12 protein-coding genes are annotated in these 12,259 nt (G+C 72.8%); 10 read left to right on the plus strand and 2 right to left on the minus strand.

Annotation, left to right across the window (positions count from 1 at the left end; all coding sequences use genetic code 11):
• Positions 1–19 precede the first annotated feature (19 nt).
• From F1721_RS02535 to F1721_RS02575, 9 genes are all read left to right on the plus strand, one after another.
• The gene (locus F1721_RS02535; protein ID WP_150064840.1) at positions 20–1,132 is read left to right on the plus strand and encodes a glycosyltransferase; all 1,113 of its coding nucleotides are present in this window, start codon (positions 20–22) and stop codon (positions 1,130–1,132) included.
• Complete coding sequence (locus F1721_RS02540; protein WP_150064841.1) at positions 1,132–2,106, plus strand: NAD-dependent epimerase/dehydratase family protein; 975 nt, start codon at positions 1,132–1,134, stop codon at positions 2,104–2,106. The genes F1721_RS02535 and F1721_RS02540 overlap by 1 nt, the downstream gene beginning before the upstream one ends.
• An 11-nt stretch (positions 2,107–2,117) precedes the next feature.
• The gene (locus F1721_RS02545; protein WP_150064842.1) at positions 2,118–3,308 is read left to right on the plus strand and encodes a glycosyl hydrolase family 18 protein; all 1,191 of its coding nucleotides are present in this window, start codon (positions 2,118–2,120) and stop codon (positions 3,306–3,308) included.
• Positions 3,309–3,332: 24 nt separating this feature from the next.
• Positions 3,333–4,637 carry a glycosyltransferase family 2 protein gene (locus tag F1721_RS02550; protein WP_150064843.1) on the plus strand — a complete coding sequence of 435 codons (1,305 nt, stop codon included), beginning with the start codon at positions 3,333–3,335 and terminating at the stop codon, positions 4,635–4,637.
• 68 nt (positions 4,638–4,705) lie between these two features.
• Positions 4,706–5,386 carry a LuxR C-terminal-related transcriptional regulator gene (locus F1721_RS02555; protein WP_150064844.1) on the plus strand — a complete coding sequence of 227 codons (681 nt, stop codon included), beginning with the start codon at positions 4,706–4,708 and terminating at the stop codon, positions 5,384–5,386.
• The gene (locus tag F1721_RS02560) at positions 5,383–6,492 is read left to right on the plus strand and encodes a glycosyltransferase (protein ID WP_246154057.1); all 1,110 of its coding nucleotides are present in this window, start codon (positions 5,383–5,385) and stop codon (positions 6,490–6,492) included. The genes F1721_RS02555 and F1721_RS02560 overlap by 4 nt, the downstream gene beginning before the upstream one ends.
• 168 nt (positions 6,493–6,660) lie before the next feature.
• Positions 6,661–7,305, plus strand: coding sequence for a sensor histidine kinase (locus F1721_RS02565; protein ID WP_246154058.1), 645 nt, complete (start codon positions 6,661–6,663; stop codon positions 7,303–7,305).
• A 6-nt stretch (positions 7,306–7,311) separates the two neighbouring features.
• The gene (locus F1721_RS02570) at positions 7,312–7,962 is read left to right on the plus strand and encodes a LuxR C-terminal-related transcriptional regulator (protein WP_150064845.1); all 651 of its coding nucleotides are present in this window, start codon (positions 7,312–7,314) and stop codon (positions 7,960–7,962) included.
• A gap of 454 nt (positions 7,963–8,416) precedes the next feature.
• Positions 8,417–8,614: a ferredoxin reductase domain-containing protein gene (locus F1721_RS02575; protein ID WP_150064846.1), complete on the plus strand. Its 198-nt coding sequence runs from the start codon at positions 8,417–8,419 to the stop codon at positions 8,612–8,614.
• Between the two features lie 20 nt (positions 8,615–8,634).
• Here the strand turns inward: F1721_RS02575 and F1721_RS02580 are convergent, their stop codons facing one another.
• The gene (locus tag F1721_RS02580; protein ID WP_150064847.1) at positions 8,635–10,179 is read right to left on the minus strand and encodes an acetolactate synthase large subunit; all 1,545 of its coding nucleotides are present in this window, start codon (positions 10,177–10,179) and stop codon (positions 8,635–8,637) included.
• A 134-nt stretch (positions 10,180–10,313) separates the two neighbouring features.
• Between F1721_RS02580 and F1721_RS02585 the strand changes: the two genes are divergently transcribed.
• The gene (locus F1721_RS02585; protein ID WP_246154065.1) at positions 10,314–11,216 is read left to right on the plus strand and encodes an alpha/beta hydrolase-fold protein; all 903 of its coding nucleotides are present in this window, start codon (positions 10,314–10,316) and stop codon (positions 11,214–11,216) included.
• 9 nt (positions 11,217–11,225) lie between these two features.
• Here the strand turns inward: F1721_RS02585 and F1721_RS02590 are convergent, their stop codons facing one another.
• Positions 11,226–12,065, minus strand: coding sequence for an alpha/beta fold hydrolase (locus F1721_RS02590; protein WP_150064848.1), 840 nt, complete (start codon positions 12,063–12,065; stop codon positions 11,226–11,228).
• Between the last annotated feature and the right edge of the window lie 194 nt (positions 12,066–12,259).

Consider the following 12,259-nt stretch of genomic DNA (forward strand, 5'->3'; position numbering starts at 1 on the left):
TCGACATTGGGGGAGACGGATGAAGGTCCTGCACGTGATCACCGGGCTCGGCGTCGGGGGAGCCGAGCTGCAGCTGCGGCAGGTGCTGCAGCACACCAGGCACGACGCCGAGGTGGTGTCGCTGTACAACCCCGGCGACGTGGCCGGGATGATCGCCGGTGACGGGGTGCGCGTGCGCGACCTCGGCATGACGCGCAACACCCAGGTCAGCGCCGTGCTCAAGCTGCGCGACCTGATCCGCACCGGCCGCTACGACGTGGTGCACACCCACCTGTACCGGGCGTGCGTGTACGGGCGGCTGGCCGCGCGGCTGGCCGGGACGAAGGTGGTGGTCTCCACCGAGCACTCGATCGGCGAGACCCACCTGGAGCGGCGGCGGATGACCTTCGGCGTGCGCGCCCTGTACCTGGGCACCGACCTGTGCTCGGACGCCACCATCGCGGTCTCCGACACCGTCGCCGAGCGGCTGCGCCGGTGGGGGATGCCGGAGCGCAAGATCACCGTGATCCCCAACGGGGTCGACTTCGGCCGGGTCGAGTTCGACGCCGCCGCCCGCGCCCGCGTCCGCCAGGAGCAGGGCATCGGCCCGGACGCCTACGTGGTGGGCGTGCTCGGGCGGCTGGACCCCAACAAGCGGTTCGACCTGGTCATCGAGTCCATGGCGCCGCTGCTGGGGCAGCAGACCAAGCTGCTGGTCGTCGGCGACGGCCCGGACCGGGAGCGGCTGGCGGCGGTGGCCCGCGCGCACGAGGTCGCCGAGCACGTGATCTTCGCCGGGCAGCGGCACGACGTGGCCGCGATGCTCTCTGCGCTGGACCTGTTCATCGCCTCCTCCGAGCAGGAGACCTTCGGCCTGTCGGTGCTGGAGGCGATGGCCAACGGCCTCCCGGTGCTCTACACCACCTGCCCGGCGCTGGTCGGCATCGACACCGACCGGGCCCGCCAGGTGCCGGGCAACGCCGAGCGGATGCGCGCCGAGATCGCCGCCGAGATCACGGCCGCCCGGCCCCGCGCGGACGAGCCCGCGATCCGCGCGCAGTACGGCATCGAGGCGGTCACCGGCCGCATCGACGACCTCTACACCCAGCTCTGGCGGCGGCACCGCGCGGCCGTCCCGGCGGGGAGGGCGTGATGCGCGCACTGGTCACCGGCGCTGCCGGATTCATCGGATCGCACCTGGTCGAACAGCTGCTGGCCGACGGGCACCAGGTCGTCGGGCTGGACGACCTGAGCACCGGGCGGCGGGCGAACCTGCCGGTCGAGCACCCGGACCTGCGGCTGGTGCCGGGCACCATCCTGGACGCGGGGCTGGTCGACGAGGTGATGGCGGGCGCGGACGTGGTGTTCCACCTGGCCGCCGCCGTCGGAGCCTTCGTCATCCAGGAGCGCACCCGGCAGGCCCTGCTGACCAACGTCCACGGCACCGAGAACGTGCTCGACGCCGCGCTGCGGCACGGCACCCGCGCGCTCATCGCCTCCACCAGCGAGATCTACGGCAAGAACACCAAGGTCGGGCTGGTCGAGGGCGACGACCGGATCATCGGCTCGCCGCTGAAGTCCCGCTGGACCTACGCCGAGGCCAAGGCCATCGACGAGAGCCTGACCTGCTCCTACGTGCGCGAGCTCGGCCTGAAGGCGGTGATCGTGCGGCTGTTCAACACGGTGGGGCCGCGGCAGAGCGGCCGCTACGGGATGGTCATCCCGCGGCTGGTCGGGCAGGCGCTGCAGGGCAGGCCGCTGACCATCTTCGGCACCGGCAGGCAGATCCGCTGCTTCTGCCACGTCGCCGACGTGGTGCCCGCGCTGATCCGGCTGGTGCGGCTGGACCGCGCGCAGGGCATGGCGGTCAACCTCGGCAGCACCGAGCAGGTGTCCATCGAGGACCTGGCGGCGCGGATCATCGCGATGACCGGATCGCCCAGCAGCACCGTCCGGGTGCCCTACGAGGAGGCCTACGGGCCGGGCTACGAGGACATGCAGCGGCGGGTGCCGGACTGCTCGCGCGCGCGGGAGCTGATCGGTTTCCGCCCGCAGCGCAGCCTGGACGACATCATCCGCGCGGTGATCGACGAGCAGGTGCGGGCCGGCGAGCCCGCCACGGCGTGAGGAGCCGCGACATGCGACCGATCCGCCGGTTCGTCGAGTCGGTGCGCGAGCGCCGGGAACGCCGCGAGCGGTTCGAAGTGCTCCCGGCCGGGCCCGGCGCGGCGCACCGCGTCCGCGCCTTCAGCCGGTTCGGCGGGTCCGTCTGGCTGCTCGCGCTGATCGCGGTGTCGGTGCTGGTGGTGGCCTTCCTGGTGGTGCCGCGCGGGGGCGGGCCGGTGGCGCAGAGCCCGGTGGTGGTCGCCTCGCTGCCGTTCTGGAACCTGGGCAACGGCACCGAGATGGTGGTCAAGCACCGGGATTCGGTCAACGAGGTCTCGCCCTGGATCTACGGGCTGGACGCCAACGGCCGGGTGCTGGAGCAGTACCCGCCGGAGCAGACCGCGGAGGTCGGCGGCCGGATCGCGCAGCTGCGCGAGGCCGGGATCCCGATCGTGCCGTCGCTGGCCAACATCACCGACGGCAGCTGGGCCTACGAACCGGTGGCCGCGGTGCTGCACGACCCGGCGCGGCGGCACCGGCACGTCGCCGAGATCGTCGAGCTGGTCGAGCGGGAGAACTACGCGGGCATCGACATCGACTACGAGAACCTGCGCGCCGGCGACCGCCAGGTGTTCACCGACTTCGTCACCGAGCTCGGCGCGGCGCTGGACGCGGCGGGCAGGACGTTGTCGGTGGCGGTGTTCGCCAAGGACTCCGACACCGGGTACGACGAGCGCAACGTGGCCCAGGACTACGCGGCGATCGGCAGGGCCGCCGACCAGGTCCGGCTGATGGGCTACGACTTCCACTGGAACACCTCGCCGCCCGGCGCGGTCGCCCCGATCGGCTGGATCCGCGCGGTGCTCGACTACGCCAAGACCCAGATCCCGCCCGAGCGGATCGTCCTGGGCGTTCCGCTCTACGGCTACGACTGGGTGGTCGGCGGGGAGGGCACCGGGGTGACCTGGCTGAAGGCGTTCCAGCTGGCCACCGAGCACCGGGCGCAGCCGCAGTACGACGCGGCGGCCCAAGCGCCCTGGTTCCGCTACACCGACGAGCAGGGCCGCGAGCACGAGGTGTGGTTCGAGAACGCGGCCAGCTCCAAGGCGAAGTTCGAGGCGGCGCGCGGCGCGGGCATCGGCGGCGTCTACCTGTGGATGTTCGGCTACGAGGACACCGACACCTGGCACGAGCTGGCGCGCAGCCTGCCGGTGGAGAAGTGACCGGCCGGGGTTGGGGAGGGCGGGATGGTTCCGTGGTGGCTGCTGGCGATCGCGGTGTTCGGCGCCAACTTCACGCTGTGGGGCGTGATCGGCCTGCTGCGCCTGCTGGACGGCTCGGCTGGGCGCTGGCGCGAGCGGCGGAGCGCCAGCGGCGCGGTGGTGGACCGGGACCGGTTCGAGGGCGGGCTCGGCGTCGACGACGTCGCGGTCCTGATGCCCGCGCACAACGAGGAAGCGGTGATCGTCGACAGCATCGCGGCGATCACCGCCCTCGTGCCGCCGGAGAACGTGCACGTGGTCTCCGACGGCTCCACCGACCGCACCGTGGAGCTGGCCAGCGGGTGCGGCGTGCGGGTGATCAGCACCGCGCGCAACGTCGGCAAGGCCGGTGCGCTGCAGGAGGCGATCCGCCGGTTCGAGCTGGTCGAGCGCTACCCGGTGGTGATGCTGCTGGACGCCGACACCCACGTGCAGCCCGGCTACTTCGACGCGGCGCTGCGGCTGTTCGACGACCCCGAGGTGGTCGCGGTGGCCGGGTGCGTCAAGACGACCTGGCGCGGGCGCGGGCTCGGACCGATCGGCAAGCTGGTCGCCTTCCACCGGCAGCGGATCTACACCATGACGCAGTACCTGCTGAAGTTCGGCCAGACCTGGCGGCGGGTCAACGCCACCCACATCGTGCCCGGCTTCGCCAGCATGTACCGCACCGCGGTCCTGCCGCACATCGAGGTGAACCCGCCGGGGCTGGTCATCGAGGACTTCAACATGACCTTCGAGGTGTACCAGAAGCGGCTCGGCAAGGTCGGTTTCACCCCGGCGGCGGTGGCCGCCACCCAGGACCCGGGCACCCTCGGGGACTACGTGAAGCAGTGCAAGCGCTGGGCGCTGGGCCTGTGGCAGACGGTGCGCCTGCACCCGCCGCGCGCCAACCTGTTCACCGCCATGCTCGCGCTGCTGCTGCTGGAGATGCTGACCAGCAGCGTGCTCCTGGTGGTGCTGCCGATCGTGGTCGCGGTGCTCCTGCTGCCCGCCCTGCTGCCCGGACTGCTCGGCGCACCGGTGATCGGCGAGGCGCACCAGTTCGTCAGCGGGTTCGCCACCCCCTCCGCGCTGCTGTTCGGGGTGCTGGTCCCGGACCTGGTGCTGACCTGCGTGGTCGCCCTGCTGCAGCGCCAACCGCGCTACCTGCTGGTGGCCCTGCTGTTCCTGCCGCTGCGGGTCCTGGACGCGGCGATCGCCCTGTACGCGATCCCCGGTGCCTGGCTGACGCAGTCCTCCGGCCGCTGGCGCAGCCCGAACCGCCGCACCCTCGAACGCACCCCCTCGTGACCCGTCGGACAGGTGTTCTCGTGCGCTCGGACGAGGACTCGTCGTCGCGGATCGCCCATGCTGGGGCGGTGAACGTGTTGCGACTGCTCATGGTGGACGACCACGTGATGCTCACCGAGGCGCTCAGCGCCAGGCTGGCGGAGCTGACCGAGCTGTGGGTCGTGGGTCGCTGCGCCACCAGCGATCCGCGACTGTCCGATGTGGTCCGCCAGGCCAAGCCCGACGTGCTCACCCTGGACGTGGAACCCGCCGGGGCGAGCACCGGGCGCCTGGTGAGCCAGCTGCGGCAGATCCGGCCGAGCACGGCGATCGTCGTGCTGACCGGCGTGCGCGAGCCGGGCCAGGCCGTCGCCGCCGCCCGCGCAGGAGCCGCCGCCTGGGTGCCCAAGGAGCGCAGCCTCGAAGAGCTCACCGAGGTGCTGCTGGACGTGTGCCGCGGGCACAGCTGGTACCCGCCCGACCTGCTCGGCCCGGTGCTGCGGGAACTGCGGGAGGACGCGGTGCGCGCCGCGCAGCGCAACGGACCGCTGGACGTGCTCAGCGACCGCGAGCGGGATGTGCTGACCGGCATGGTCAACGGCAAGCGCGGCGCGCAGATCGCCGAGGAGCTGCTGATCTCGGCGGAGACCGTGCGCACGCACACCCGCAGCATCCTGGCCAAGCTCCAGGTGCACAGCCAGCTCGAGGCGGTCAGCGTCGCCTGCGCGGCCGGGCTGCGCGCCGACGGCGAACCGGACCTCGCCCGGTGAGCCTCCGGGTCGCCACCGTCATCACGCGGCTGGAAGGTGGCGCCGGAACGATGGCGCTGCGCGGGGCGAAGGCGCTGGACCCGGACGAGTTCGAGGTGGCGGTGGTCGCCGGCTCCGGCCGGTTTCTGGCCGAGGCCGAGTCGGCGGGGCTGGAGACCGTCGTCGAGCCCGCGCTGCGCGCTCCGATCTCCCCGGCCCACGACCTGCTCGCCCTGCACCGGTTGACCGGTCTGCTGCGGCGGTTCGACGTGGTGCACACGCACTGCTCGAAAGCGGGTGCCGTGGGCCGGATCGCGGCCCGCCGGGCCGGGGTGGGCCGAATCGTGCACACCTTCCACGGCTTCGGATTCCACCCCTTCCAACCGGCCTACCGGCGCCGCACCTACGTCGAGATCGAGCGCCGCCTCGGCCGCATCACCGATCTCGCGCTGTGCGTCGGCAGCGGTGTCGCCGTCGAGGCGGTGCAACGCGGTCTGCTGCCGCCCGAGCGCATCCGCACGATCGGCGTGGCCGTCGACCACTCCGCGCCGATCCGCGACGAGGCGAGCAGGCAGCGCGCCCGCCACCGGCTCGGACTGGCGGCCGACGACGTCGTGGTCGGCGCGGTCGGTCGGCTGACCTACCAGAAGGCCCCGGAGCACTTCGTCGCCGCGCTGGCCGAACTCCGCCGCCCCGACGTGGTGGGCGTGTGGATCGGGGGCGGCGCCGAAGCCGACCGGATCCGGGCGCAGGCCGCCGCGGCGGGGATCCGCGTCGCGCTCACCGGGGAGCGCGACGACGTGGTCCAGCTGCTGCCCGCGTTCGACGTGTTCGCCCTGCCCAGCCGCTACGAGGGGCTGCCGCTGGCGATCGTCGAGGCGATGATCTGCGGAGTTCCGGTGGTGGCCACCGCGGTCAACGCGGTCAGCGACGTCGTGGCGCCCGGCGAGACCGGGCTCCTCGTGCCACCCCACCGGCCCGACCTGCTGGCCACCGCCGTGGCCCACCTGCTGGACCACCCCGACCGGGCCGCCCGGCTGGCGGCGGCCGCGCGCGCCCGGCTGGACGGCCGTCACGAGATCGGGGCGTTGGCGGCCGCACTGGGCGGGGCGTACCGAGCGGAGTGACGCAACGTAGTCCCCGGGCGCCCGAGGAACCCCCGCCGCGGACTGGACGACTGATGGACTTCTGCACGTGGAGTAGTCGCACTCCCCGGTCTGCAGCAGGTGCAACACCGCGCGTGCAGGAGCCGATGAGCCGGGTAGCACGGACTGCTGTGGGGGAGAGGAGTCGCTGTGCACACGATTACCGGAACGGTCCGGGCACCAGAGCTGCCCGGTCCGCGGAGTTCGCGAGGTGGCGCGGAGCTGCGCAGCCTGCTGCACGATCTCGGGCACGGGCTGGCGACGCTGTCCTACCTCGCGGACGGCCTGCGCGCCGACCCGGGGCTGCCCGGCCACGCGCTGCACCGGTTGCAGCTGATGGAGCTGGAGCTGGACCGGCTGCTGCAGCTGGTCGACCTGCGCGACCGGCCCCGCGAGGACGGCTTCGCGCTGCGCGAGCTGCTCACCCAGCTCGTCGCGATCAAGTCGCTGCGCGGACCGGCCGAGGTGGCGCTGCTGGAGGGCGCCGAGATCACCGTCCGCACCGATCAGACGCTGCTGTGGCGGATGGCGTCCAACCTGCTGGACAACGCGGTGCGCGCCGCGGGACGAGGCGGTCGGGTGACCGTGGCGGCGCGCGAGGTCGCGGGGGAGGTTCGGGTCGAGATCACCGACGACGGACCGGGGTTCGGCCGCGGGCCGCGCGGCTCGGCCTCGCTCGGGCTGGGCATCGTGCTGGCGCTGGCCCGGCGCTGCGGGGCGGAACTGCGCGTCGACCCGGCACCGGGCGGCGGGACCTGCGCGCGGCTGGTGTTCCCCGCGCACCTGGCGGGGTGAGGCGGGATGGCTGACCTGGTACTCGGCGACGACCACACCATCTTCGTCGACGCGCTGGAGGCGACCCTGCCGCGGCACGGCCACCGCATCGTGGGCACCGCGGACAACGTCGGGGCGGTGGTCGCCGCCGTCCGCGCCCACCGGCCGGATCTGTGCCTGCTGGACCGGTTCTTCGCCGACGGCGACGGGCTGGACGTGATCGGCGAGCTGCTCAACGCCGGTGGGCGCACCCGGATCCTGGTGCTCACCGCCGACGGCGACGTCCAGGGCATGCGCGCGGCGCTGGGCAAGGGGGCGGCGGGCTACGTGAACAAGATGTGCGGGCTGTCGGTGCTGGCCGGTGCGATCCGCGGCGTGATGGACGGCGAGGTGGTCGTCGAACTGGCCGCCTCCCGAACGCCCCGGCTGGCCGGAACCACCGACGCCCGCAGGCTCGCCTCCCACCTGACCGCCCGGGAGCGGCAGTGCCTGCGCATGCTCGTCGACGGCGCGCACACGACGGCGATGGCCAAGCAGCTGGGGGTGGCGCCGACGACGGTGCGCACGCACGTGCAGTCGGTGCTGACCAAGCTCGGGGTGCACTCCCGCCTGGAGGCGGCGTCCTTCGCCATGCGCCACGGGCTGCTCGACGACGAGCGGATGCTCGTCGCGGGCTGAGGGCTGGGGGTCCGTGAGTCCCTTCGGAGCCCACGCTCCGAAGGGACTCACTGCGCCGCCTCTCCGCGATTTTCAGTGGTGGTTGCGTTGAGCTTTGAGGTGGCGGTTTCGGGGTTTCTTGTGGCTGGGTTGCGTCACGGTCCCCTGAGGTGGCGTTGCGCAGGGGGCGGCACAGGGACTGTTCTGTGGTGGGTAGTGGCGGATCGCACGGGGGGATTCGCATCTGAGATGCGGAATAGATTGGCGTGCTGGTGTGCAGCTCACCTCGTTCACCGATCTTGCGCTTCGCATCTCCTGGTCGCCGAGGAGGGCCGGACCCCCGGGCGGTGCTGACCCGGATCGCGCACAAGCACGGCTCGCTGGGCATGACCGCGGACCTGTACCCGATCGCGGCCGCGTGGGACGAGGTCTACCGGCACATGGCGCACTCGCTCATCGAGATCGAGCGTGGGTTGTGCCCGGCGAGGTCTGGCGCACGCTCGTGGTCCGCCGACGGGTGCAGGAATCTCCTGACACCGTCAGCTTCGTGCTCGAAACCCCGGACGGTGCACCGATTCCGGCCGCGCAGCCGGGCCAGTACGTGTCGGTCGCGGTGCGGCTCGTCGATGGCGCACGGCAGATCCGGTCGCGGCCCTGGTCGTCCTCGGCGTAGCGGTGCTGTTCCAGCCCGGCTCACAGCACGGCTTCGACCAGGTGGGGGCCGGGTTCGGCGTGCGCCCGGCGCAGCGCTTCGAGGAGTTCTGCGCCGGTGGTCGCCCGGGTGGCGGGGACGCCGAAGCCCTTCGCCGCCGCCGTCCAGTCCACAGTGGGCTCGGCGAGGCTGGTCATGTCCGCGGCCGCCGGGCCGGGCCGGTCGATGCCCGCCCGGCGCAGCTCCGCGCGCAGGATGCCGTAGCTGGCGTTCGCGCAGATCACCGTCGTGACGTCCAGCTGCTCGCGGGCTTGCGTCCACAGTGCTTGGAGCGTGTAGGCGGCGCTGCCGTCCGCCTGGAAGTTGATCACCGGCCGGTCCGGGCAGGCGATCGCGGCACCGGTGGCCACCGGCATGCCCATGCCGATCGCCCCGCCGGTGTTGGTCAGCTCGGAGTGCGGCGGTGCGGCCGCGGCGATCGCCGGGAACGCCGCGCCGGAGGACACGCCTTCGTTGACCACGATCGCGTTCTCGGGCTGGGTGCGCACGATCGCCGCCGCGATGCCCGCGGCGGACAGGGCACCGTCCGGCACCGCCACCTCCGGCGGCTCGGGCACCGGGAGTTCGGTGGCGGCGCTGCCGGTCGCCTCGGCCAGCGCCCGCAGCGCTTCCACCGCGTCCTGCTCGACGTCGGCCAGGGTGTGCACCGCGATCCCGTCGGGCACCGGGAAGCTGGGCAGGCCCTCGTAGCCGAAGAACGACACCGGCGTGCGGGCGCCGACCAGCACCAGGTGCGAAAACCCGTCCAGCACGCGGAGAACGTCCTCCGGGAAGTACGGGATCGGCCGCATCGGCGGGATTCCCGGGGCCCGGTCGATGCGGGCGGGGGAGCGTTCGGCGAACACCTCGCCGCCGACGGTGGCGGCGATGCGCGCGGCGGCGCGGACCCCGTCCGGTGCCAGCGCACGCCCGCCGAGCAGGAGGGCGGGCCGCCCGCGACCGCTGGTGAGCAGTTTGGCGATCGCGGCGATCTGCTGGTCGTCCGCGGCCGGTGGGCCGGGCACCGCCGCGACCTCGGCGGGTTCGCCGCCCTCCGCCCACATGTGGTCGGCGGCGGCGATGAGCGCGGCGGGCAGCCGCTGCTGCCGGGTCGCGCGGTGCGCTTCGGCGAACTCCGCGGCGGCGGTGGCCGCGGACGTGGTGCGGCTCACCCAGCCCGAGACCGGACCCGCCAGCGATTCGATGTCGCTGGTCAGCGGGGCGTCGGCGGACTGGTGCCAGCTGGCGTGCTCGCCGATGAGGTTGATCATCGGGGTGCGGGCGCGGCGCGCGTTGTGCAGGTTGGCGATCCCGTTGGCGAAGCCGGGACCGAGGTGCAGCAGCGTCATCGCCGGGGCACCGGTCATCCGGGCGTGGCCGTCGGCGGCGCCGGTCACCACCCCCTCGGACAGCGCCAGCACCGCCCGCAACCCCGCGACCTGGTCGAACGCCTCGACCAGCGGGATCTCGGTGGTGCCGGGATTGGCGAAGCAGACCTGCACCCCGGCGGCGACCGCGGTGGCCAGCAGGCTCTCGGAACCCTTCACGTGCCCCACTCCTCAGCGCTCCGACCCGTCCGCGCCGACGGATCTCGCAGACATGCTCTCCGCCACCCGACGCCCGGGCAAGGATCTACGGGTCGGTAACGTGGCAACCAGACCTATCGGACGTTGGAGGTGGCGTGTCCCGCGCACGGAGATTCGGAAGCCTGCTCGCGGCAGCGGCGGTGGCGGTGTCCCTCGCCGGGTGCGCGACGCCACCGGCCCCGACGGCTCCTCCGGTCCTCCCGCCCGGCCCCGCCGTCGACGCCGAACCGGCACTGTCCGAACAGGACATGCCGGAGATCCGCACCGAGCAGGTCCACTCCGCGCACCGCGGCACCGACACCCAGCTGTACCTGGCGTACCCGACCGGCCTGGAGTCCACCGAGAACCTGCCGGTCGTGCTCTACCTGCACGGTCGCGACGGCGTGGAACCGACGCCGATCCCGTACGACACGCTGGCCTCGCTGGAGCGGCTCTACCACGAGGGCCGGATCCCGCCGTTCGCGTTCGCGGTGGTCGACGGAGGCTACAACCCGTACTGGAACGACGGTTCGGCCAACGGCGACCTCGCCGCGATGCTGAACGAGGAGCTCCCGGGCTGGCTGGCCGAACGCGGTCTCGGTGACGAGGAGGGCCTGCCGTTCGCAGTCGCGGGCATCTCCACCGGCGGTTTCGGCGCGCTCACCTACGCCGCGGACCGCAACCTGGCGGGCAAGCCCGTCGCGGCCGTCGCCGAGGTCGCCCCGGCGCTGCAGGTCAGCTGGGAGGGCATGCGGGAGAAGGAGGCCTTCGCCACCGAGGACGAGTGGCTGGCGGTCGACCCGCTGCACCGCCTCGACGACCTCGGCGACGTGCCGGTCGGGGTGTGGACCGGTGACGCGGACCCGTTCCTCGACGGCATCAACGAGCTGATCGACCGGCACCACAACACCCCGGTGGTCACCTTCCTGCCGGGCGGCCACGAGGGCGCGGTGTTCGAGGCGGTGGGCACCGAGTTCGTCGAGTTCCTGGCCGACTCGCTGCCGCGCCACCAGCCCTGAGGCCGCCGCTCAGCTCTGGTGCGCGAGCAGGTGCTGCAGGAGCAGGCGGTTGAAGCTGTCCGGGGCCTCCTCCGGGATCCAGTGCGAGACGTCCTCGAGCATCTCGAACCGGTAGGGGCCGGTGACGTGCTGGGCGGTGGCCAGCGCCGCCGTCGAGCCGACGGCCACGTCCTCGGTGCTCCACACGTACAGCGTCGGCACCTCGATCGGACCGATCTCGCCGCCGTCGAAGCGCGCTGCCCGGTACCAGTTCAGCGCCGCGGTGAGCGCGCCCGGCTCGGTCAGCCGCTGCACGTAGTCGTCGACGTGGTGCTCCGGCACGCCCGGGTAGTAGATCTGCCGGAGCTTCTTGGCGTTGTCGGCCAGCAATGTCTTCTCCGCGGCTGAGGAGCGGAAGACCTGCATGTACGCCGACCGCTGGGCCTGGTCCTCGTCGTTGCGCAGCGCCGCGTTGAAGGGGTCCAGGTGCGGCACCGACACGGCGGTCAGGGTGCGGATGCGCTCGGGGTGCGCGGCAGCGGTCGCCCAGGCCACCGCGGCGCCCCAGTCGTGCCCGACCAGGTCGAAGCGCTGCCAGCCGAAGTGCTCGGCGATGGCCAGCACGTCGCCGACCAGCTCCGACATCCGGTAGTCGCTGACCTGTTCCGGGCGGACGCCGGGGGAGTAGCCGCGCTGGTCCGGTGCGACCGCGAAGCACTCGGCACCGCCGAGCACCGCGAGCTGCTCGCTCCACTCCACGGCGGCTTCCGGGAAGCCGTGCAGCAGCAGGACCGGGCGGCCGTCCTGCGGGCCTGCGGTCAGGGCGTCGAACTTCCCGGCTGGCGTGGGGATCTCGATGTACTCGGCCACGCCGATCACTGTACTGGTCGGGCCCGCTGGGACGAGGACGACGTTGACCGGGGAAGGCTTGCTACCAGAAGGCCAGCTTCTCCGGCGCGATCCTGTCCGACGCGCCGTCGCAGAACGCCGAGGAGTTCGGCAACGGGATCAGCTCCGGAGCTGATCGACCAGCCCGATGCCGACGCCGTGTTCGTCACCACCGC

Source organism: Saccharopolyspora hirsuta (assembly GCF_008630535.1).
Taxonomy (GTDB): Bacteria; Actinomycetota; Actinomycetes; order Mycobacteriales; family Pseudonocardiaceae; genus Saccharopolyspora; species Saccharopolyspora hirsuta.

Bases quoted from the DNA above. Each gene is read 5' to 3' on its own strand.
- F1721_RS02545 (WP_150064842.1), top strand. From the start codon at position 2,118: ATGCGACCGATCCGCCGGTTCGTCGAGTCGGTGCGCGAGCGCCGGGAA.
- F1721_RS02570 (WP_150064845.1), top strand. From the start codon at position 7,312: ATGGCTGACCTGGTACTCGGCGACGACCACACCATCTTCGTCGACGCG.
- F1721_RS02535 (WP_150064840.1), top strand. From the start codon at position 20: ATGAAGGTCCTGCACGTGATCACCGGGCTCGGCGTCGGGGGAGCCGAG.
- F1721_RS02540 (WP_150064841.1), top strand. From the start codon at position 1,132: ATGCGCGCACTGGTCACCGGCGCTGCCGGATTCATCGGATCGCACCTG.
- F1721_RS02550 (WP_150064843.1), top strand. From the start codon at position 3,333: ATGGTTCCGTGGTGGCTGCTGGCGATCGCGGTGTTCGGCGCCAACTTC.